Below are 21649 nucleotides of genomic sequence, written 5' to 3' on the forward strand. Positions count from 1 at the left end.
GTTCGATCCGTGAAAGGACCAAACTGGCTTATTTGTTACGACTATATGTATAAGACAAGGCTGCAATCAAGCCGTCTCATGCTGTTTCTTCGGCTCTGCTTCGTAGACTTGGGTATGTTCATTTTCAGCCAAAACCCATTCTACCGTGCCAGGTTTGCGTATTTTCCACATCCAGGCCTGTACTTGAAGTGATCTCTTAACCCAAGCGAGGGACGCACAACGTTGCTCGGAACGAACCGATAATCCCCAGTGAATAACGCGTGCGAGCCACCGGTTCACATACTCATTATGAGAACGCACAGATGGCAATTCATCGCGGAACAGTCGCTGTTTTACATCCATAGGGGGCTGCCCGCATGTCCAATAATGAAGCAAAGCTGCCAGGCTATATATGTCTGACATCGGTCCCTGACTGGATTTCTCCGAGTAGAACTCAAGCGGCGAATACCCGGCCGATGTAAAGATCGCCTGTTTTTCCCCGGATTGTACAGGCCAACGAGCTGCTGAACCGAAGTCCAGTAGTTTAGGCGTGCCGTCTTCCATCACCATAATATTGGATGGCTTCACATCACGATGAAGAATTCCCTGCTTATGAATATAGTCCAGTGTATCTACCAGCGGAAGCAATGTCTCCGTAATAAATGCCGCATCCAGCGCATGATTTCGCTCAATCAAATATTCGGTCAAGGTTACCCCTGTGCAGTATTCCATAACTAGATACCCTGTGTCATTTTCTTCGAAATGATCCACATACGGAACAATATGAGGATGATTTAACGTGGATAACAGCTCTCCTTCTACCAAAAATGCAGCAAGAAGTTCCTGATACTGACCACTGAACCCCCGTGAAGAACAGAACACTCCCCGTTTGTCAGCCTGACGTGCTGCCAGCCTCTGCGGGAAAAACTCCTTGATCGCTACCTTCGCACCTGTATTCCGATCTCTTCCTGCATATACAATAGCCAGCTCACTGCTAGCCATGAGATGTCTTACCTGATATGTATCATTTAAAATTACATTGCGTTGCAATGCCATTTTGCAATTGTCCTTTTTCATAACAGACCCTCTTTTCAACCTTGTCGATCGGGAGACTTGCCGCATGTTGCATCATTCAGTCCAACCAGACAGGCGTTTCATCGCCAACCCTCTATATAAACCAAATGATGCAATTTGAATCACAACCATGCGGAAATATTGAAAAATTTCTAAATTTAATAATTCTTCTGTAGGAAATGCTGAATTTCTTGGTTCATCTGGATCAACACGTCTTGAGATGGGAAATGACCTGTGTCGTATTTGATTGCTTTGACGTTCGAAATAATCTTCTGAGCTCTTTCAATGACCTTATCTGCCGGGAAAAAGACATCCTTTTCTCCCACCAGCAGCAGTGTTGGCGATGTATAATTCACCAATTCCTCCTGCTCCGTAAGCTTGGGCATATCCTGCTCCAGACTGACGTATTTGAAAATTTTCCCGATTATATTTTTATCTATTTCTTTCATACAACTGCATGACATGATATCCGCGATCTTTTGCAAAGAAGTTGGAGAAGAAGTCATTTTGTACGTTACGAGTGGCAACACGATATCCTGAGCCATCTTAATTTTGGATCCCACGGCCAGTCCAGCGGGTGCTACCAGAACAGAACATGCAATTCGGTCCGGAATGTAAGTTGCCAGTCTTAGGATAATTCCGCCTCCAAAGGAAGGACCGATAAACGCACTTTTTTCGATCTTGTAGTGATCCAGCAAATCAGAAATCCACAAAGCCAAACTATCAAACCTTGCCGAAATTCGTGTTTCTTCACTGTAGCCTGGATGACCGATCGTATCCGGCGCGATAATCCGGTAATCTTTGAAAAGAGAAGAGAACCATGACAACGTCATCGGATTCACACAATTTCCGCCCTGGAGAATAAATAGCGGCTTACCGTCTTCTGGACCTGTTAATAAAACATGCGTTTGTCCAAAACGTGTCTCGACGTACTCTCGTGTAAAACCTTCGCCCAATTGCTCAACATACGCTTCGTATTCCTCAAGTATGCTGCTCTTGCCTTCTTCACTTCTATAAATGGAACTCATGTCTGCCTCCTGCAAAGTATACTCTTTCAACATTTTATGGATTTTAAGGTCCATAAATATAAAAGAGCCCGCTGATGACAGGCTCCTTCATATGTGTAACTTATCATAATGAACTGATTATAGAATGGAAACTGGAAATTGTAAACATCGTTTCTCATAGAAAATTAATAATACAGAAATTGTAGAGAAATAGGGCTATTTTCGGCCGTAATCCGCCTTGATTTCGCCCCACTGCTTGGTCTGCCATTTTAGCACTTTATTGCTGTACGTATTCGTACGCAGCCACTGCTCTGCACGGTCAATCATCAGCCAGATCTCTTCGGTGGAAGCATCCCTTGCGAGTGTGGTGGACACCGCTTTTTGCTTCAACCATTTCATCGCATTGACGGAGTCCGTGTAAACCGTCTTGCTACTGCCCTCTTTTTTGAGATACGCCAAGGCATGTACAATTGCCAGAAATTCCCCGAGGTTGTTTGTACCTTTGGAGATTGGCCCAACGGAGAAAATAATCTCACCCGTGCGGGTATCTACGCCTTTATATTCCACCGGCCCTGGATTCCCACGCGTACCAACATCAACCGAGATGCTGTCATAGTCAATTTCTGCCGAGGTCTCCATGCCCGCGCTTCTTCCGCTACTGCCAGACTTCGTCTTCGAAGAAGCGCCTGAACTACTGGCACCAGTACCCCAGTTTCCTTTCCATCCTGCACGATATGCCTCTTCGGCGGCAGCTTTCGATTCATACGATTTATATTTTGCTCCGGTAAAATGATCCGTCTGTGCTTTGCATTCCGCCCATGTGCTGTATACGCCAGGCTGCTTTCCTGCCCAGACAACATAGTATTTCTGCTTTGCCAATATTACCCGCTCCTTCGTTTGCTGCATTCAATTCCTTATTGTAAACGATAGGGACGTCAGATTGAAAGAAGCGTGTTTATCTCATTCCTACAGTTGATACCTCCATTTCTTCAACATGTCTAATGCTACTTCCAGAAGCTTGCTTTGGTTATGTGAGATTTGCATTTCAATAATTTGTTGACACCTAAGGTTTTGTAAATCCGATAACTTATCCATCATTTGCTCTAGCAACATGAATGACTGCGCGCTCACTTCCAGACTGGAATCGCCGATAAATGGAATAATGTTCTCTATATGTACTATGTAATTCAAGTTTTCAAGAGCGTATAGCAACGTGCCTCTGCTTCCTGATGTCTTGGAGTCTGTAATGACTTCAATTAACGGTTCGACTGCTCGATCATCTCCAATGTCAGATAAAGCGATAGCAATTGTGTTGCGTAGTATGGCGTTGTCAGTAGATTTTAGGAGTTCAATCAAGAAAACGAATTGAGTTGTATCCTTTTTTTCACCAATATATGCTACTTGTTTAACAACGCCTTCAATATCTCCTTGGGAAAGATGCTTTTGTATCATGTTTGTATACATTGTCCGTAGTATCACTCCTCATTTTGTTAGAAGAAAGCTCTCCATAATAATATCGGTCATTTCCTTATTTTAGGATGTAGTATAATGGTCCTTATAATGTCGGGACTATTTTCCTTATCCACATCTCTTGTCCTAAGCAATTGTATATTTCAACCAGATCAAGAACAGGCTAAGAAATACGAAACATGATTTGGTACAGAAAGGAATAAAACCAATGGACTGGATATGGAAATCCATCTTGCTTGTACTGATTGCCATGATTCTGCTGCGGATTGCTGGACGTAAATCCATTTCGCAAATGAGCGTAGCCACGACGGTCATTATTATCTCAATCGGAACAACGATCGTGCAGCCAATTGCAAATCATGAGTTAGGTAAAGCGATCGGGTCAGCGGCGGTATTTATCCTCACACTTCTGTTTGTTGAACAATTGCAATTGAAGTTTAATTGGTTTGAAAAACTGATGAGCGGAAAATCGAAGGTTGTTGTGGAAGATGGGAAGTTGAATCTGCCGAATTTGAAACGCATGCGCTTTTCCGTGGACCAATTGGAGATGCAGTTGCGGGAAAAAGGGATTACAAGCATTGCCGATCTGGAAACGGCTACGATGGAACCAAACGGGCAACTCGGTTACGTGCTCAAACGGCACGCACGCCCAGTAACCATAGGCGATTTGGAAGCACTCCTGAAGCAAGGTACGTGGCCCACGGAATCCAAAGAACTTTTCCAAGAGGTCATCCAGGATGGACACTCGCGTCCAATTGACTCCAAGATACAGTAAATGAAATAGTTGAACAGATATAGAGATGGCTGGCCGCAGGTGGCCCCTTTCTACAGCATGTAAAAAAGACACCCGAAGGATTCATTCGGGTGTCTTTCAGTTGCCTTAATCCGCAATCCGTTATGAAATTAGGACTTGGAGGAAACTTCTGTTTTGACCATGCGGTCCGGAATGTTGTTATTGGCAATAATTTCTCCAAATGGACCGACAAAGGAATGATCGCCGCTTTCTCCATGTTGCGAGTACTGCAGCTTTGGAAATAACAGCTCCGCGGTACGATAACATTCTTCCAGATGCGGATAACCTGATAAAATGAAGGTCTCGATCCCCAGTTCTTCATACTCTCTGATTCTGGCTGCCACCTGATCGGGATCACCGACAAGTGCGGTTCCGGCACCACCTCTAACCAAGCCGATGCCCGCCCACAGATTGGGGCTAATCTCTAGGTTGGAACGATCACCATTATGCAGCTTGGCCATTCTCTGCTGTCCTACGGAATCCATGCGAGCATAGATCTTCTGGGCAGCGGCTATCGTCTCCTCATCCAGGTGGGAGATCAGCTCATTAGCGGCCTTCCATGCTTCGTCTGCTGTCGGACGTACAATAACATGCATACGTATACCAAAACGAATGCTTCTTCCTTTTTTTGCAGACAGCTCCCGCATTTGATGAATTTTGGCTTGCACCTGAGCCGGAGGCTCACCCCACGTTAAATACACATCGACATGGTCTGCTGCCACTTCCATTGCGGCTTCTGAGGAACCTCCAAAATAGAGTGGGGGATGTGGCTTTTGGATGGTCGGATACAGCACGGAACCACCCTTAACCTTCAGATATTTGCCCTCATAGTCAACCGCCTCTCCCTCCAATTCCTTGCGCCAGATGGTCAGAAATTCATCGGCTAACGCATAGCGCTCATCGTGGTCCAGGAACAGCCCTTCTCCTTCAAGCTCAATCGGATCTCCACCAGCCACCACATTGATCAGCAGTCTTCCTTTGGAGAAACGATCCAGGGTTGCGGCCATGCGTGCAGCTGTGGTTGGCATCATCAGACCTGGACGCGCAGCGACAAGAAACTTGAGCTTGTCCGTGGAGGAAATCAGCGATGAAGCAACAATCCAGGCATCTTCACACGACTTTCCCGTAGGTAACAAAACACCGGCATATCCAAGTTCATCCGCTGCTTGTGCCACCTGCTTGCAGTAATGATAACTGACCGCCCGCGCCCCTTCTTTTGTTCCAAGATACCTGCCATCACCGTGTGTGGGAATAAACCAAAACAGTTCCATAGGTATGACCTCATTCCTATCTTTATATTTTATTTTTCCGATTGATTTGGTATGTTTTATTTATTATGATAGCTATTATCCGTTTGATATCAACAATCAATTAGGCAGAATTTGACGGTTAAGCAACGCAATTGACCGATGTGTTGCGAAATGTCTTGTTATTCTACATTCCCAAACCATTTGAAGGCTCAACAAAGTTGATCAATCCGTTGTTTTCGAGGTGATGAGAAGTGAATGAATCCCGTGGAGTGGATCGAAGAATTTTACGGACCCGTGTGATGATTTCCGAAGCTTTCCTGAAAATTCTGCCACAGAAATCCTTCACCGAAATTAGTGTAGTGGACATCGCCGAACAAGCGAATATCAATCGATCTACCTTTTACGCCCACTTTTTGGACAAGGATGATTTATTGGATAGCATGGCGAATGAGAAATTTCAACTGCTTGAGCAGCTACTCACGGAACAGAATAACCACCTTGGGAACCTACCTTCATTTAATGAGCCAGATCCCATTTTTGCAGTATTGTTCGAGCATATATTGGAGCATGATGAATTCTATCAGGTGATGGTACTGATCAATCCTGCAGGGAATTTCAACAGCCGGTTGAATGAAGTGATTAGAGAGATGTTTTTGGATCGGATTTCCCAATTAGGCATGGTGCAAAAAGAAGTGCCTCTGGATATTTTACTGGATCATATCAGCTTCTCCACCATTGGAATTATTCACAAATGGCTTGCTGACAGTAAGGTAAACTCACCTCATCATATGGCTCTTCAATTAACCCGCATTGCCCTGTTAGGAACATATAAAGCGATGGGAGCATTGGTTTAGAGGGAGTAGCCCCACCTTCAAAAAAGGTGATGCACAGCATCTGAATACACGTGACATGTGATACTTGACGCTAGAACAAAAAGAACTGTCATTTAAGCATATATTCCGCTTAAAGACAGTTCTTCTTATCACCGTGTACTCAAATAGGCAATACCCAAGCCACCGGTAACAGGATTTTCGTAGATTTCACATTCCACGTCGAATACTTCACCAATCATTTCACGGGTCAGGATATCGGCGGGTTTGCCATGAACCACAATCTGTCCCTGCTTGACGACATAGAGGTAATCGCAATACTCTGCGGCGAGTTCGAGATCATGGAGCGCAGCCAATATGCCGATGTCCAAACTCCGCACAATGTTGAGAATCTGAAGCTGATATTTGATATCCAGATGATTGGTAGGCTCGTCCAATATCAGAAATTCCGGCTGCTGCGCAAGCACTCGGGCGAGGACCACACGCTGCTTCTCCCCTCCGGACAGGGACACGTAATTGCGGTCCGCATGTCCGGTCAGATGTACCTTTTCCAACGCCTGCTCCACGATTTCATAATCCCGTTCATTATCCGTCTCCAGCAGCTTCTTGTGAGGAGTGCGACCCATCATGACCATTTCACGCACAGTAAAATCAAAGCTCAATTCGTTAAACTGACCCACAACGCCCATATGGCGGGACACGACCTTGGGACTGGATTTCAGAATGTCCGTATCATCGAGAAATACTTTGCCTTGCTGTGGTTTGATCACTTTATAGATGCTCTTGAGCAGCGTTGATTTGCCACAACCATTCGGGCCAATCAGCCCGACGAATTGCTTGCCTTTTACCTGTAAAGAAATGTCCCGGATAATATCCGTGTTCAGCACCGATATGGATACATTTTCTACATTCAGTTTCATGTTTATTTTCCTCCAAAACCGTAGCCTTTTTTGACTAACATATACATAAACATCGGCGCACCAATCATCGCTGTAATGATCCCGATCGGCAATTCAACGCTGGAAATCAGTGATCGTGCAATAACATCCGTCCAGATCAGGAAGATCGCACCGAATAGTACGGATACAGGCATGACTTTACGATGGTCCGATCCAACCAGCCCTCTCACGATATGCGGAATAATCAACCCGACAAAACCGATCATACCGCAGCTTGCTACCATTACGCCGGTTACGAGAGCCGTTAACAGCATATACAATCTGCGATATACACTGAGATTAATCCCGAGTGTAACCGCGGCTTCGTCACCCAGCAGCATCGTGTTGAGAACACGGGACTGCAACAGGAAGAACAAAATGGCTACGAGCACAACGATGCTAATCAGCGGAAGCTTGTTCCATCCTGATGAGGCAAGACTGCCCATGGTCCAGAATGTTACCGTCTTGATGCCTTCGGCATTGTTGGCAAAATAAATGATAAAGTTTGAAAAGGCACTGCACAGTGCATTAATGACCATCCCGGCAAGCACCAGCTTGACCGATGTCATTTTCCCCCGAATACCTGCGAGAGCCAGGACCAGCAAGGACGCCCCCATCGCACCGGCAAATGCCCAGAAGGCCACCCCGGTCTGACCAAGCCAGCCAATCGCGCCGAATCCGATCAGAATGGCAAACGTGGCCCCGAGCGAAGCTCCTGAGGAAATACCCAGTATATACGGATCTGCAAGTGGATTCTGCACGGCAGCCTGCATAACTGCACCACACAAAGCTAACCCGGCACCGATAAACATGGCCATCAGTACACGAGGAAAGCGAATCTGCCAGATGATATCCGTAAAAGACCCCGCCTTAATCGGCGTAGAGCCGAATTGAAATCCGGTTAATTTGTACAATAGAATACGATAAGACTCGGCGAGAGGAATGCTCACCTGTCCAATGGATATGGCAATCCCAACCGAAACAACCATGACGATGATTAAAGCGGCAATCAATACTGCAAAACCGGATTTGCTGTGAATCAGGGACTCCCTTTTTCCCATGCGCTGCTTCTGAATCTGAGCCGTCTGTGCCATCTCTTCCCCCATCAATTTCACTTGAATTTGAATAATAAAAATGTAGCTATTTACAAAGCATTTTCTCGGATTATAATTGAGAATGATTATCTTTGTCAATTTAAGTATACGACGGATTGTCAAACCAAGTGCGACAGTTCCTTTATGAAAGATTCGTGAGCGGTTTTCCAGCCCAGACATTTTCGGGGGCGATGGTTGATTAAGTGAAGCGAACGCTCCAATGTTGCATCTGATATTTGCATAAAGTCCGTGCCCTTGGGAAAGAACTCTCGAAGTAAGCCGTTCGCATTCTCATTCGAACCGCGTTGCCAGGAAGAGTAAGGGTCAGCAAAATAAATCTGTACGTCGTGTGTTTGTTCCAGGTTCGCGTAGCAGGCGAACTCCTTGCCACGGTCTGCCGTAGCGGTTCGAAAAGCCTTAGTAGGATACTGAGCAGCGGCTACGCCAAAGGCGATCTCCATCGACAAAGCCGTCCGATCGGGCATTTGAATCGCGGTGTACAGACGTGTTTTCCGTTCAATGAAGGTTGCTACACAACCCTTGCTCTTTCCACGTCCCGAAACCACCGTGTCCAGTTCCCAATGCCCAAATGTTTCCCGAGAGCGAACGTCCTTCGGACGCTGGGAAATGGGTCTGCCTACAGCAAACTTACCGCGTGTTTCCGCAGGTTTCTGACGTTTACCTTTGTGCCGGAGTACATGTAAAGCACCTTTGGTTAGACGACCTGTATAGATCCAGCGGTAGATCGTTTTAAAACATACGGTGGGTCGATTTTCAGTTTTAAAGCGCTCCACGATCTGTTCAGGGGACCATGTGGCGTGCAACTTCTCTTCCAGCTCTTCAGCATGTGCTTTCGTCCATCTACCCTTGGATACGGAAGCTTTGCGGCGCTGCACATAAGCTTGTTGTGAGCTTTCTGCCTGATAAGATTGTAATTGAACATTCCGGCTGATCTCCCGGCAAATGGTCGTATGATGCCGACCAAGTTCCTCGGCGATGGCTCTTGCACTTTTCCCTTGTCGATGTAGGATTTCTAGCTTGCTGCGTTCGATTATGCTAAGATGTGAATAACTCATGGACTGATTCTCCTTGTGTGAATGCTGGTGTGGTAACTTTCATTCTACACGAATCAGGCTATGAGCCATTTTTTACTTCCAGTAGGTGTCGCACTTCATATTACAATCCGTCATACAAAAAAAGGGACATTCGAATAAAACCAATATTGAAATCCGGGCTTGACATTAGTTTGACGACAAACTATATTACACATATGAAAACGACAGACGCCATATCACTCATATCCAAAATTAAAGAGAAGGTCTACCGCTTTATTTTATCCGAGATGGCTGAGCAGGGAATCCAAGATCTGGCTACATCCCATGGGGATATTATCTACGCCCTGTACAACAATTCCCGAATGACTATGGCTGAAATCGCCAAAAAAATTGGCAAGGATAAATCCACGGTCACAGCGCTTGTCAACAAATTGGTGCGCAACGGTTATGTCGCCAAAGAGCGTAATGCAACAGATTCACGGATTATCCATGTGACATTGACTGCAAAAGGAGAACAACTTAAACCGGTCTTCGAAGATATTTCACAGCGTATGCTGGACGCATTTTATGCGGATGTTACTGAAGCGGAGAAAAAGGAACTGCTTCGAATTTTGATGAAAATTCACGGCAACTTCTAATTTTTTTCGGATTAATAGTTTGATATAAAACTAATTTTGGAGGTATGTCCTAATGATTGATTTTACTCAATTGCTACCTGAACATGAAGTCAAAACGATAGGAAAACATGATTTGTACCTTGAAATATATGATGCTGAAACGGCTCCACTTACGGTAAATTCAGTAAAAAGGCCGCCCCTCTTGTTTGTTCATGGCGCATATACAGGCAGCTGGATGTGGAGCAAATATATCCCCCTCTTCGTTGAACAAGGCTGGACCTGCTACGTTATGAACCTCAGAAGTCATTACAAAAGCCGGGTAATGGACATGACGAAAATTACGTTTGAGGATTATTTGGAGGATATCCACGAAGTTCTGGCACAGTGCGACGAGCCCCCTGTTCTCATCGGCTTCAGCATGGGCGGAATACTCAGTCAGAAGATTGCCGAGTTGATTGCTTTAGCTGGATTGGTCGTGATCGATTCCAGTCTAAGCCAAGAAGTTCATCAACTGATGCCGTATCCTCAGGGTGATCGAATTACACCTGACATTGTCCTCCCTCCCCCGGCCCGTGAAGAGCATAGCAGTATTGACGAATCTCCGGAGGATATTGCATTTCAGCGTAAATATCTGCAGATGGAGTCATCGAAGGCATTTCTCACGTTCTCGGCGGCATTCGGGTCAAGCGGCGGTGTATCCATCAACGGCAATTTAATTACATGTCCGAGTCTGGTCATCAAAGCCATAGAATCCGATGATGAAGAGCGAAGAGGTCAACTGACTGCAGAACAGCTAGGCGCTGAATATGCAGGGCTGTGGGATACAACCCATACCGGATTGCTCGTCGGCCAGCGGTATATGGAAGTAGTCGAGCGAATCCTTCATTGGCTGAAGAGTTAACGTAACTTCGAAAAGCAATACCGGTAAATATCTTGGACAAATGACAACTGCAATGCAGCTTAAAGCTTACATGAAGTGGTTCGGGTGCCCATGATAACTGCCATAATTGCCATTAATCCATACCTGCGTTTAGCTGGTCTTTAGCCAAAGAAGCTTCCCTTGGACAAGATTGTCCAGGAAAGCTTCTTATTTTTTAATTGGCTCTATTGTAGAATAAAGCTGGATACATTTCCGGGTTAATGAGAGTTCTAGATTTCTAGCTCTTTTGCTTATAAAATTCATGGTACAGCTTCATTAGCGCCCGCTTCTCAATCCGTGATACATAGGAGCGTGAGATGCCAAGTTCCTTGGCTATCTCGCGTTGGGTGCGCTCTTCCCCGCCTGCCTCCAAGCCGAATCGGCCAATAACAACTTCCTTCTCCCGATCATCCAAGATGTCGAGATTGCGGTAAATCTTACTTTTTTCAATCTTGAGTTGCACCTTATCTACAACGTCGTCGGCTTCTGTTCCGAGAATATCGATTAATGTAATTTCATTGCCCTCTTTGTCCGTTCCGATTGGATCATGAAGGGAAACGTCTTTGCGTGTTTTCTTCAGGGAGCGCAAATGCATAAGTATTTCGTTTTCGATACAACGGGCTGCAAACGTAGCCAGTTTGGTCCCTTTGCCTTGTTGAAAACTTTCGATCGCCTTAATCAAACCAATCGTTCCAATCGAAATCAAGTCTTCTTGGTCTTCGCCAGTATTGTCAAATTTCTTGACGATATGCGCGACGAGGCGCAGATTGTGTTCGATAAGCAAATTACGCGAATGTGCGTTGCCTTCAGCCATAAGGCGTAAATGTTTGGCTTCATCATCCTCAGCCAGTGGCTGGGGAAATGCATTATTTTTGACATACGAGACGAGTAACGTTAACTCTTTAATGAACAGGGCAATTGCGGTAAACAATCCGGGCACAGATGACACCTCCTGCAGTTTTACAACGATCTGGCCTGAGCACATGTGGGAACAGGGTCGATTTATTGTATGTAGGCGTGTGCCCAGAAGTGCACGTACACTTGAAAAAGGAAATGTTTCCGCGAAGATTTCATACACTCACTGAGACAATAGAGCCCACCTTCTGAAGGATGAGGAATTCTTTCTCGACACTTTCGATAAAATACTTCTTCTCGCCAAATATCACGACATCATTCTCAGCTAATTGAACATCGCTTTTGAAATAGATAAAATTGTCCGTTTCTCTGAACGCACCTTTGTAGTAGTACAAATTGTCACCTTCTCCTTGGAAAAACGAATGACATTTATCCAGATAGCTTCGTATACGAAGGCTATTGCTGTGCTCCAAAAAAGTATACCAATAAATTGTCTACATCCCAAGAGCTAAAGCCTGACAAGTATTAACTGGCTTTTATTTATTCCAGGAGGTGTCGCACTTCATATTACAATCCGTCAAACTTAAAACCTAAAATCCAAGCTGTTTTGGTCTTTCGTTTTAGCAATTATAGTTTTGTATTTATCTATCCTTACGAAAAGCAGAACAAGCAACTTAGCGGTAATAATTGTTTACATACTTCCTTTAGTCTATATTTTCTTTAAATCTTTGAGAAATTAACGTTGCCTGGGCATTAAAATAAACTGGAGATTTTCAGCATCTGTTGTTGGCATAGTGGACGGTGCGCTGTTTCTGCGGTAAAGCTCCCGATTAATGGTGGCATACGATGCGCACTTATTTCCCTTTGACGCCCACTTCCTAAGCATTTCTCGTTCTTGTCTGACCAATAGTGCTTACCGAAATATGTTCTTTTTGCTGTGTTGTTCGACATATAAGCAAAAGTATTGTTCCCGGAAATATAAGTGTTGTCTTTTACTAACCAATTACTAGAGTTAACATCCAATTCACCTTCTAGATAATAAAACGATTGTGGATTGGTAAACATATTTGCTTCTAATCATTATAACTTTTTTTTGTTTCCTGTTTCCTCTGTTCTAACCAATTCATTTGCCTGTATAAACAGTTATGGCAACATAAGAATAAAAATAAGGAGCATCCGGCTCTGGCTACTCCTCAGTACAGAGTTTGTGGTGGGTAATCCTCCAAGTGTCACTTAGAAGAAATAAACCGTTAGGCTTCAACCTGTAGGGGGTATTTCTTTATCTAAAGGTTTAGCAATCAGTAAATACTCAACTTTTGCTTAACTATTGACTAAACAGTCAACGATTCGTATAATAAAAAGTAACAGATCTCGCCCGCACCTCTGCATTATGCATGTGGAACAGGGCGGGACATTTTTGCGTTATGGGGGTATTTTACGTGAATGGAGAGATTGAACAACGAGAATTGAAAGCGCCTACTACATACGAGCAACAGATCCAAAAGTTTAAAGATCGAGAGATGGAAATAGAAAGTGAATCCGAAGCAATTATCATTCTGAAGCGAATTCATTATTATCGTTTTACTGCTTATGCACTTACATTCAAACAAGACACTTCTGATAAATACATTGAAGGGACAACTTTCAATAAAGTGTACAAGCATTATTTATTTGATGCAGCCCTTAGAAATCATTTTATGGAGATTGTAGAGTACATCGAGATCGCCGTACGCTCACAAATTTCATACAAACTCGCCCACAATTATGGCGTTATTGGCTACATGGATGCTTCCAATTTTGCTAACCCCATATTTCATCAACGCTTTATTGAAGATTTGCAAAAAAGTATTCAAAAACAACGTAGAGAAGTTTTTATCGTCCATCATAGAGAGAATTACCAAGATCGATACCCTGTTTGGGCAGCATTTGAAGTCAGTACAATCTCAATGATGTCTTCTTTATATAAGAATTTGAAAATCTCTGATAAAAAAGCGATCGCCCGAGAATATTACCCATCACGTCACGTGAGCTATAAAGAACTTGATAACTGGTTCCACGTATTGACGGTATTCAGAAACAGATGCGCTCATTACAGTAGGTTATTCAATTATCGAATCCCTATCACTATACGATATACAAGGAATGACGAGTCCCTTAAGTTAGATAAAGCCTTCCTTTTCGGAGCTATCCTCAATTCAAAATACCTCATCGGCGATAGATTAATGTGGACTAGCTGGGTCACCGGACTTTCTTCATTGATTGAAGCGTACCCTGAAGTGGATATATCCCTTTTGGGCTTCCCAAACAATTGGGAGAATTTATTGAGAAACCAATAACAGGCACCCTTCGGGGTGCTTTTGTATTCCAACTCATTGTTATTAGTATTTCGTTTTCGATACAACAGGCTGCAAACATAGTGAGTTTGATCCCTCGCCTTGTTGAAAACAAAAACAACACATGTTGTCACCTTCTCCTTGGAAAAATGAATGAATTTAACCTACTGTAACTACTATTCTTTTCGTTTAAAACACATCTTGTAAAGCATAAGCCCCATACCAGATGAACAAATAAGATATCCAAAGAACAAGAAAAGTAAATAAATACCATGAAGATCTTCAGGAATCTGATTTACACCTTCAAACCATGCAGAACGAATAGGATATAGTAGCGCTACCCAAATGATCAGCAAGATCAGAATATAATTAATTATTTTTCTCACAGTAACGATCCTTTCAAGTCCGAGTGGAAACAGGAAATAATAAATAGCAGCTCTTACAACGAAAGTAAAAAAGCCGCTAGATTAGCGACTTTCTATGGTACAATGTTTCCGCCCCGACACTTGGAAATTACAAAGTCAGCATCTTTTTCTAGTAATGTGAGATTGTAATGCCATGGATAAGTCCCTCGGTTGAATTGGAAGCGAAATGGACTCGGGTATCCCCAAAACGATAGGAAAGTAAATATTCTCCTTGAATATCAGGGTTCTCACCCTTTTGACCTTTTCCCAATATCTTCTCAATGTCACTGAAGGTTTTCATAGGGAGAGTTTTCCAACTCATATAAATATGGTCAAGACGGTCAGTGTCTCCCTCCCCAAAATTAAAGGAAGCATACTCTACCCCTTCAAATATCCAGAAAAGTCCTCCCATTTCCGGTTCATAATAGGGTTCACTATTTGAACTTTTCAGCGCTTTTGATACTTCTGCTTTCGTTTGTCCAAAGCTTATATTTTCAAACCCCGGTATTCTCCCACTCTTCAACTCTTGAATGGAGTTTTTATTTAAATCAAAAAATGGCCTGCTCAGTTCAGACTGAATTTTGGAGAAAGGAACTTTCACCTCTATAAATCCCGCCGCATAAGGCCCAACTTCGTATGGATTAAATACCAAGACAATTCCTGTGTTTTGGTAGTAAAAGCTAGATGTATTCGACAAGGGAAAGTTATAAAAACTGTCCGGGAAAACATTCTCATTACTCTTTAGGTCTGATTCAATACCCTCAGCTAGATTAACAGCTTGTTTATTGGTTTGAATCACCTGGTTCAAGTAGAGGCGTTTTCCTGTTGTTAGATCATAATTATAAGTCGTTACTTCTTCATACCCGTGCGCGCCGCCTCTGAAATTATAATCTGTATATACAATAGATAGTAGGTTGTTTTGATTGTATTTAGTCTGTGCAGTTGTATTCCAGTAAAAGTAATCTTGCTGTTTTTTTAGATATGTATTCTGTATAGCGGCATTTACGGCATGGATTTTGAGTGTTTTATTTATTTTATCCCTGACCTTTTGTTCGCCGCCAATTATTTGAACATACTTTTGCCCTTTATACGAGTAAATTTTTGTCGTTACTGTGCTCGACCCGGCTGCATTCGCATCACTTATTGGGATTATAAATAGAAACACTAATAAGAAGCTTATTAACATAGCAAATGTTTTATTCAAATTGAAATCCATCCTTTCTAATTATTATGATATACCAATAATACTGTAACTTGGCTGGTTTGTCTTTTTCTAGTTGAAACTGTAATCTTTCCATAGAACAGCCTCCATCCCACACGTTAATGCGGAGTGAAGGCTGCATCTACCTGTCTATATTTAATTCACTGGTGCCGGCTCTACAGCATCGGAGATTTCCGGTACCCTCGTTTTGCGTTCCATTGTCACGCTAACGAATAATCCCACAAGTCCAAGTGCTGCAATAACTGATGCATACAACGGTACCGAGATAAGCCCCGTATGCGTAATTGCAAACCCGCCCAAATAGGCACCACCTGCGTTGCCCAGATTAAAGGCCGAGTGACTCGACGTTGTCGCCAGCAGCGGTGCTTCGCGAGTCATATTCATAATTCGAATTTGCAATCCTGGCATAATCCCAAAAGCCGCAACGCCCCAGCAGAAGATGGTCATTACCGCGAGATACGGATTGTCCAGCGTCAACGTTAAGGCCGCCAACAGAACTGCCAGTATACCAAAGTTAACCATCAGGGAAGGCATCAGCTTCCAGTCTGCCAGACGACCACCAAGCATATTACCCAATGTAACGCCGACACCGAACAGCACCAGAATCCAGGTCACGCTCTGCTCAGCAAAACCACTAATATCGACAAGCATTGGTGTTATATAGGTGAACACAGCGAACAGACTTCCACAGCCCAGCGCACCAATCAGCAATATTAATAACACTTGGGGGCGAACCAGATTCCGGAATTGCTGACCAAGGTTTGCTGGCGGTCCCTGCTGAATCACCGGAATGAAACGAATGATACCAATCAATGAGATGATGCCCAGAATAGTAATGGCTCCAAACGATGACCGCCATCCTAGCTGCTGCCCAATGAAGGTACCAAACGGCACACCGATAATGTTGGCAATCGTTAATCCAGCCAGGACTACGGATACTGCCCCTGCCCTTCTCTCCGGTGCAACCAATCGTGTTGCCATCAGCGAGCCTACACCCAGAAACGTACCGTGGGCAAATGCCGTTAGAATACGTGCCGAGATGAGCAACCCGTAAGTTGGTGCAATAACAGACAATGCATTACCGATGATAAAAATACACATCAGCAGTACCAGCAGTTTTTTCTGCGGTATCTTGTGCGTGAACACGGTTAGTATAGGCGCACCCACCGCCACACCAAGCGCGTAACCCGTAATTAACTGCCCTGCTTGGGGGATACTCACATTCAGATCCGTCGCTACATTGGGCAGAAGGCCCATAATAATAAACTCTGTCATGCCAATGGCAAAAGCTCCTACCGTCAGGCATAAAAGGGATAAAGGAAACGCCCCTCGTTTAGCAGATTTCGTAACTTGCGATTCCGTTTGAGATGGCTCTGTCTTACGCATATGATGTTCTCTTCTCCTGTCTCTTCTATCTAACTTCCGCCTTTGACCACAATGCCTCTGACAATTCGCTCAGCGTATCCTGCATGGCCAGCTTCTCTCGCCAGTGTGCCGGAATGCCCCTTAATCCATAGTACGCCCCGGCAATTTGCCCATATACCGCTCCCGTGGTGTCCGCATCATCACCCAGATTCACTGCCAGCAGCGCCCCCTCTTCGAAGGTCGATGATTGATGGAATGCCCATAACGCTGCTTCAAGTGAACGAACAACATAGCCGCTCCCCTGAATATCAGGCGGTGCTTTATCCCGGTATGATCCCTGGACTATTTCTTCAATCGCTGGTGAAAAAGATTTCTCTTCCCTCCACTGACGGCAGGTAGCAGGCCGTAATATGACATCCATGTCCGCTCCGCGCAGTCCTGCAACCAACATTGCTGCCAGCACTTCACATGCTTCCACACTTTCAACAGCAGCATGTGTCGTTCTGGAACTCAACCCAGCATACCGCACTGCTTGATCCGGCTGGTTGGCATATGCCATGGCTACAGGTGCGAGCCGCATAATTGATCCATTCCCAGCAGTCATCGGGTTGGTTGAACCACTATACGCTTCACCGGTTGCTGCAAACCGTTCAAGGGCACTGCGAGTAGCCCCGCCAATATCAAAGCAGGTTCCTGTACTGCTCATATAACCCACCTGATACCAATTCGTATATCTGCGCATCTGATCCCCGGGATCAAAGTTCTCTTTTCTCACCAAGCTTTCTGCCAGACACAGGGCCATCGACGTATCATCCGTCCACTGTCCAGGTGCCAAATCGAATCCCCCCCCGCCCACAATATCGGTAACAGGCTTAAATGTGCCGGGACTGCTGAATTCCACTGTGGTTCCCAGTGCATCTCCCGCGGCAAGCCCAATCAAACAACCTTGGAAACGATCCTTATACAGCATCTTCGATCCCTCCTCCGCGATTTAACTCTCAAATGACTTCTTCCATTCTCCCACATGGCTTGATATGGCGTAAAGAATTTTAATAGGTTAGTTCGATTGCAAATTTATTTTAACCCTATGCTGAGTTGCCTTTCTTCTATTATAAAAGGTGTCGAAAGCTGTTGAACGGTTGAATTATCCAAAATTTCTTAAAAAAAGTTTGATACGTTTAAACTGAAAATACAGGTTTTCCAGTACACCGCTTACACGCAAAGGGTATAACGTTTTTCCACTTTTACAATTTTCTAAAAACACATCATCCATGTGCAAGTTTTACATGTAAACAATCATAACGCGCTTGACCCTTCCGTTTGTCCTATGTTACGGTTTTATTAGCTTATACACCTGTTTTTTCCCAAATTAATATTTATAACTAAGCTTTCGCGTCAACTAATGTACCGCAAGTCAAAAGATTACGGAGTGTATTTGCAGAGAAATTCATTTAGCTTTATCCCAAAACTAATTCTGAAACAGGAGGAACAAATTTATGATTAAGGCACTGGTTTTTGATTTCGATGGAACGATTATTGATACGGAGACAGCATGGTATGTTGCTTTTCGTGATGCCTACAAGGAACACGGCGTAGACTTAACCCTGGAGATGTACTCGCAATGCATCGGTACCAGTCTGAAAACATTTAATCCTTATGAGTACCTCATCACAGATTTGAATCTTCCGATCGATCGGGAAGCGTTCAGGGAATCCGTTCAGTTGCATCATGCAGCATTAATGAACAAAGAACAGGTAAGACCCGGTATCCAGAACTACCTGGAAGCTGCACGCAAAGCTGGATTGAAACTTGCTGTCGCTTCAAGCTCCAAACGAGAGTGGGTTGAACAGCATCTGGAGCAGCTCAAGCTGAAGGATTACTTTGAAGTCATTCGCACCGCAGATGATGTTGCCCATGTGAAGCCTGATCCTGCATTGTACAATCAAGCACTTGAAGCCCTTGGAGTAACTGCAGACGAAGCCGTAGCGATTGAGGATTCACCTAACGGCGCGCGTGCAGCTGCTGCGGCTGGTATTCACTGCGTTGTCATCTCGAATACCATTACCGTGACACTTGATTTCGATATGCCTCACCAACGGCTGTCATGCCTGACCGACCTCGAATTTAACGATTTGATTTCGAAACCACTCGTCACTACGGTCTAAGGACGGAACGAATTTCGCATTTCAAACTTTAAAGGGGGAGTTCACACATGAAAGCTGTACATTTTGGTGCGGGCAATATTGGCCGCGGATTTATCGGTCATATGTTGTCCGCTTCCGATTACGAAGTCTGCTTTGTCGCACGTAACCCGAAGAAAATCGCCATGCTTCAAAAGAGGCAGGAATATCCCATTACTCTCGCAAATGCGGATCAGGATACAACGATTGTGAATAACGTAACCGCCATTAGTGTCGGGGAACAGGATCGCGTTGCTGAAGTGATTGCTTCAGCAGATCTGATCACAACAGCCGTCGGTGTATCGGCGCTGGAAGATATCGCTGAACCGATCGCCAAAGGCATCTATCTGCGTATGAAAAATAATAATTCTGCACCACTTCACATTATCGCTTGCGAAAATGCCATCGGAGGCAGCACTCGGCTGAAAAAACGGGTATATCCGTTTCTGGATGTAGAAACCCGTGAAAAAGCAGAACGTTATGTCTCATTCCCCAATGCAGCGGTTGATCGCATCGTCCCCGCTCAGAATCATAAAGACCCGCTACAAGTTACCGTTGAACCTTTCTATGAATGGGTGGTTCATCGCCCTGCACTGCTGGAAGGATTTAAGGAAATTGAAGGTGTGCACTACGTGGACTCTCTTGAACCTTATATTGAGCGCAAAATGTTTACGGTAAATACCGGTCACTGCGTTGCCGCATACTTCGGATATCTTGAAGGATTTAAGACGATCCGGCAAGCTATGAGTCATGCACCTCTTCGTGCCAAGGTACGCAAAGTGATGGAAGAAACCGGAGCCATGCTCATCGCCAAGCACGGTTTTAATCCACAGAAACACAGCAAATATATCGATACGATTCTCGAACGTTTTGCCAATCCGAACCTGACGGATCAGGTAACACGGGTCGGACGTTCGCCCCTTCGCAAGTTATCGCCTTACGACCGGCTTGTTCGCCCAGCGATGCAGGCCTGCGAATTCGGAATTGAAATTCCTCATTTAACTTCCGCTATGGCAGCCGCGATGCTGTTCAATCATGAACATGACGAGGAAGCCATAAAGCTCCAACACCTGATTCGCGAAGATGGCGTCTCTGCCTTCATTCGTGAGCGCATGGGAATTCCCGACGAACATCCCGTCCATCAGCATGCCGTTGCCCGTTATGAAGAGCTCAAAGGGCGACAGGAATCAACCATTTTAACCTGATTAACAATAGGTCAAAGAGTTTGATCCCGCAAACTGAATAGACATACGAACAAAAAGCCGGGAGGAACCTATGCTTATCGCATCGTTCCTTCCGGCTTTTCAAACTCACGGCATACATATTTATTATCGAAGCACGCTTACTCGTTCATGATGGAATTGATGGAGGCATAAACCATAGGCAGGAAGCCCTCTGAAGGTTCGCCAACCGGTGCATGGATATGGAAAGCGAAGCCATTGCCATCCAGCTCTTTCACGATGAAATACTCCGTTTTCTTATTGTTTTGAGACATCATGAACAATTTTGCCTCTTTCATCGGACCATTGCTAAGCTTTTCCTCACTTAATTGCTTGACCGCTCCGGTTTCTGACAGATCTTTCTTCGCATCCACTTTCAGTTCATTTAGGTTATAATCCGAAGGCAGTTTTTCAATCTCGACCTCGTAATCCGGATCAATCTTCATGGTCAATTCATGATCATCCGCATCGTAAACCATTGGTTCAAACACATATAATGAATACCCTTTGCCTTGAGCCAGTGTAACCGGGCGCTTTTCGGTCATGCCTTCCACGGTCACTTCCAGCTCGGATGTTTTGGCACGATCAGATGTAACATTACCACCTGCATTCGTACCGTTACCATTATTGGACTCGACCTTGGCGATTTCCGTAAGCACCAGCTGTTTGATCGTTGTATCGCCTTCAATGGCTTTCTCTACATATTTGAATTGAACGGAATCTTCGTCGTCAATGTCATCCAAAGATTTCTGCAGATCTTCACCCACCTGGAAAGACATCGGTTCCTCTTTCACACGAATTTCAACCGTGTGCGGGTCTGCCCATCCGGTCAAAATGCCTTCCGCTTCAATCACAGCACTTTCCTCTGGCTGCTTCCCTGGTGCCGGTGTCTGTTCTTCTGTATTATTCGCGGGTGGCTGAGCAGTAGGGCTACTATTGCCGCAGGCCACAAGCGAGAATCCCATAACCAAAACAAGTAATGATGCACTAATATTCATAGTATTTCGCATATGAACACCTCCGTTAGCTTATACGCAATGATGT

At 44.5% G+C, this 21649-nt stretch carries 21 protein-coding genes; 7 read left to right on the top strand and 14 right to left on the bottom strand.

Going from position 1 to position 21649, the window contains the following annotated elements; translation table 11 throughout:
• Positions 1-66: 66 nt before the first annotated feature.
• From AC3ITG_RS23590 to AC3ITG_RS23605, 4 genes are all read right to left on the bottom strand, one after another.
• Complete coding sequence (locus AC3ITG_RS23590) at positions 67-1056, bottom strand: serine/threonine protein kinase (RefSeq protein ID WP_489251514.1); 990 nt, start codon at positions 1054-1056, stop codon at positions 67-69.
• Positions 1057-1211: 155 nt separating this feature from the next.
• Positions 1212-2081 (bottom strand): alpha/beta fold hydrolase, encoded by an 870-nt coding sequence (locus AC3ITG_RS23595; RefSeq protein ID WP_413372781.1) that lies wholly within the window; start codon positions 2079-2081, stop codon positions 1212-1214.
• A gap of 195 nt (positions 2082-2276) precedes the next feature.
• Positions 2277-2939, bottom strand: a complete 663-nt coding sequence (gene rnhA / locus AC3ITG_RS23600) for a ribonuclease H (protein ID WP_413372782.1) — start codon at positions 2937-2939, stop codon at positions 2277-2279.
• Positions 2940-3026: 87 nt separating this feature from the next.
• A complete protein-coding gene (locus AC3ITG_RS23605; protein ID WP_413372783.1) occupies positions 3027-3524 on the bottom strand; it encodes a HEAT repeat domain-containing protein in 498 nt (165 codons plus the stop codon).
• 214 nt (positions 3525-3738) lie between these two features.
• Here AC3ITG_RS23605 and AC3ITG_RS23610 point away from each other — a divergent pair, with 214 nt between their 5' ends.
• Positions 3739-4305, top strand: coding sequence for a DUF421 domain-containing protein (locus AC3ITG_RS23610; protein ID WP_489251515.1), 567 nt, complete (start codon positions 3739-3741; stop codon positions 4303-4305).
• A gap of 128 nt (positions 4306-4433) precedes the next feature.
• On the opposite strand, the gene ssuD is transcribed toward AC3ITG_RS23610, so the two are convergent.
• On the bottom strand, positions 4434-5594 hold the full coding sequence (gene ssuD, locus AC3ITG_RS23615) for an FMNH2-dependent alkanesulfonate monooxygenase (RefSeq protein ID WP_489251516.1): 1161 nt from the start codon (positions 5592-5594) through the stop codon (positions 4434-4436).
• A 230-nt stretch (positions 5595-5824) separates the two neighbouring features.
• Here ssuD and AC3ITG_RS23620 point away from each other — a divergent pair, with 230 nt between their 5' ends.
• Positions 5825-6427 carry a TetR/AcrR family transcriptional regulator gene (locus AC3ITG_RS23620; protein WP_489251517.1) on the top strand — a complete coding sequence of 201 codons (603 nt, stop codon included), beginning with the start codon at positions 5825-5827 and terminating at the stop codon, positions 6425-6427.
• A gap of 128 nt (positions 6428-6555) precedes the next feature.
• On the opposite strand, the gene AC3ITG_RS23625 is transcribed toward AC3ITG_RS23620, so the two are convergent.
• From AC3ITG_RS23625 to AC3ITG_RS23635, 3 genes are all read right to left on the bottom strand, one after another.
• The gene (locus AC3ITG_RS23625; protein WP_063568424.1) at positions 6556-7323 is read right to left on the bottom strand and encodes an ABC transporter ATP-binding protein; all 768 of its coding nucleotides are present in this window, start codon (positions 7321-7323) and stop codon (positions 6556-6558) included.
• Between the two features lie 2 nt (positions 7324-7325).
• Complete coding sequence (locus AC3ITG_RS23630; protein WP_489254520.1) at positions 7326-8402, bottom strand: FecCD family ABC transporter permease; 1077 nt, start codon at positions 8400-8402, stop codon at positions 7326-7328.
• Between the two features lie 152 nt (positions 8403-8554).
• The gene (locus tag AC3ITG_RS23635; protein ID WP_489251518.1) at positions 8555-9511 is read right to left on the bottom strand and encodes an IS30 family transposase; all 957 of its coding nucleotides are present in this window, start codon (positions 9509-9511) and stop codon (positions 8555-8557) included.
• Between the two features lie 170 nt (positions 9512-9681).
• Here AC3ITG_RS23635 and AC3ITG_RS23640 point away from each other — a divergent pair, with 170 nt between their 5' ends.
• Positions 9682-10128, top strand: a complete 447-nt coding sequence (locus AC3ITG_RS23640) for a MarR family winged helix-turn-helix transcriptional regulator (RefSeq protein WP_489251519.1) — start codon at positions 9682-9684, stop codon at positions 10126-10128.
• A gap of 52 nt (positions 10129-10180) precedes the next feature.
• Positions 10181-11008: an alpha/beta hydrolase gene (locus tag AC3ITG_RS23645; RefSeq protein WP_489251520.1), complete on the top strand. Its 828-nt coding sequence runs from the start codon at positions 10181-10183 to the stop codon at positions 11006-11008.
• 256 nt (positions 11009-11264) lie between these two features.
• On the opposite strand, the gene sigK is transcribed toward AC3ITG_RS23645, so the two are convergent.
• Positions 11265-11966 carry an RNA polymerase sporulation sigma factor SigK gene (gene sigK / locus AC3ITG_RS23650; protein ID WP_024628561.1) on the bottom strand — a complete coding sequence of 234 codons (702 nt, stop codon included), beginning with the start codon at positions 11964-11966 and terminating at the stop codon, positions 11265-11267.
• 130 nt (positions 11967-12096) lie between these two features.
• Complete coding sequence (locus AC3ITG_RS23655; RefSeq protein ID WP_090903677.1) at positions 12097-12276, bottom strand: hypothetical protein; 180 nt, start codon at positions 12274-12276, stop codon at positions 12097-12099.
• Between the two features lie 1044 nt (positions 12277-13320).
• On the opposite strand from AC3ITG_RS23655, the gene AC3ITG_RS23660 reads away from it, so the two are divergent.
• Positions 13321-14217, top strand: a complete 897-nt coding sequence (locus tag AC3ITG_RS23660; RefSeq protein ID WP_489251521.1) for an Abi family protein — start codon at positions 13321-13323, stop codon at positions 14215-14217.
• A 531-nt stretch (positions 14218-14748) separates the two neighbouring features.
• Here AC3ITG_RS23660 and AC3ITG_RS23665 read toward each other — a convergent pair.
• The 3 genes from AC3ITG_RS23665 to AC3ITG_RS23675 all read right to left on the bottom strand — a co-directional run bounded on the left by AC3ITG_RS23665 (position 14749) and on the right by AC3ITG_RS23675 (position 18175).
• Positions 14749-15822: a DUF3298 and DUF4163 domain-containing protein gene (locus tag AC3ITG_RS23665; RefSeq protein ID WP_489251522.1), complete on the bottom strand. Its 1074-nt coding sequence runs from the start codon at positions 15820-15822 to the stop codon at positions 14749-14751.
• A gap of 153 nt (positions 15823-15975) precedes the next feature.
• Positions 15976-17226 (bottom strand): MFS transporter, encoded by a 1251-nt coding sequence (locus tag AC3ITG_RS23670; RefSeq protein ID WP_489251523.1) that lies wholly within the window; start codon positions 17224-17226, stop codon positions 15976-15978.
• A gap of 25 nt (positions 17227-17251) precedes the next feature.
• Positions 17252-18175, bottom strand: coding sequence for an ADP-ribosylglycohydrolase family protein (locus tag AC3ITG_RS23675; protein ID WP_489251524.1), 924 nt, complete (start codon positions 18173-18175; stop codon positions 17252-17254).
• A gap of 526 nt (positions 18176-18701) precedes the next feature.
• Here AC3ITG_RS23675 and AC3ITG_RS23680 point away from each other — a divergent pair.
• The gene (locus AC3ITG_RS23680; protein ID WP_489251525.1) at positions 18702-19370 is read left to right on the top strand and encodes an HAD family hydrolase; all 669 of its coding nucleotides are present in this window, start codon (positions 18702-18704) and stop codon (positions 19368-19370) included.
• 47 nt (positions 19371-19417) lie between these two features.
• A complete protein-coding gene (locus AC3ITG_RS23685; protein WP_175383212.1) occupies positions 19418-20590 on the top strand; it encodes a mannitol-1-phosphate 5-dehydrogenase in 1173 nt (390 codons plus the stop codon).
• Positions 20591-20727: 137 nt separating this feature from the next.
• Here AC3ITG_RS23685 and AC3ITG_RS23690 read toward each other — a convergent pair whose 3' ends face one another.
• Complete coding sequence (locus AC3ITG_RS23690) at positions 20728-21615, bottom strand: hypothetical protein (protein ID WP_489251526.1); 888 nt, start codon at positions 21613-21615, stop codon at positions 20728-20730.
• Between the last annotated feature and the right edge of the window lie 34 nt (positions 21616-21649).

The sequence above is a fragment of the Paenibacillus sp. GL_099_B genome (genome assembly GCF_057835695.1).

Bases quoted from the DNA above. Each gene is read 5' to 3' on its own strand.
- AC3ITG_RS23680 (WP_489251525.1), top strand. From the start codon at position 18,702: ATGATTAAGGCACTGGTTTTTGATTTCGATGGAACGATTATTGATACG.
- AC3ITG_RS23595 (WP_413372781.1), bottom strand. From the start codon at position 2,081: ATGAGTTCCATTTATAGAAGTGAAGAAGGCAAGAGCAGCATACTTGAG.
- AC3ITG_RS23590 (WP_489251514.1), bottom strand. From the start codon at position 1,056: ATGAAAAAGGACAATTGCAAAATGGCATTGCAACGCAATGTAATTTTA.
- ssuD (WP_489251516.1), bottom strand. From the start codon at position 5,594: ATGGAACTGTTTTGGTTTATTCCCACACACGGTGATGGCAGGTATCTT.
- AC3ITG_RS23605 (WP_413372783.1), bottom strand. From the start codon at position 3,524: ATGTATACAAACATGATACAAAAGCATCTTTCCCAAGGAGATATTGAA.
- AC3ITG_RS23690 (WP_489251526.1), bottom strand. From the start codon at position 21,615: ATGCGAAATACTATGAATATTAGTGCATCATTACTTGTTTTGGTTATG.
- AC3ITG_RS23685 (WP_175383212.1), top strand. From the start codon at position 19,418: ATGAAAGCTGTACATTTTGGTGCGGGCAATATTGGCCGCGGATTTATC.
- AC3ITG_RS23645 (WP_489251520.1), top strand. From the start codon at position 10,181: ATGATTGATTTTACTCAATTGCTACCTGAACATGAAGTCAAAACGATA.
- AC3ITG_RS23670 (WP_489251523.1), bottom strand. From the start codon at position 17,226: ATGCGTAAGACAGAGCCATCTCAAACGGAATCGCAAGTTACGAAATCT.
- AC3ITG_RS23630 (WP_489254520.1), bottom strand. From the start codon at position 8,402: ATGGGAAAAAGGGAGTCCCTGATTCACAGCAAATCCGGTTTTGCAGTA.
- AC3ITG_RS23635 (WP_489251518.1), bottom strand. From the start codon at position 9,511: ATGAGTTATTCACATCTTAGCATAATCGAACGCAGCAAGCTAGAAATC.
- AC3ITG_RS23675 (WP_489251524.1), bottom strand. From the start codon at position 18,175: ATGCTGTATAAGGATCGTTTCCAAGGTTGTTTGATTGGGCTTGCCGCG.
- AC3ITG_RS23610 (WP_489251515.1), top strand. From the start codon at position 3,739: ATGGACTGGATATGGAAATCCATCTTGCTTGTACTGATTGCCATGATT.
- AC3ITG_RS23625 (WP_063568424.1), bottom strand. From the start codon at position 7,323: ATGAAACTGAATGTAGAAAATGTATCCATATCGGTGCTGAACACGGAT.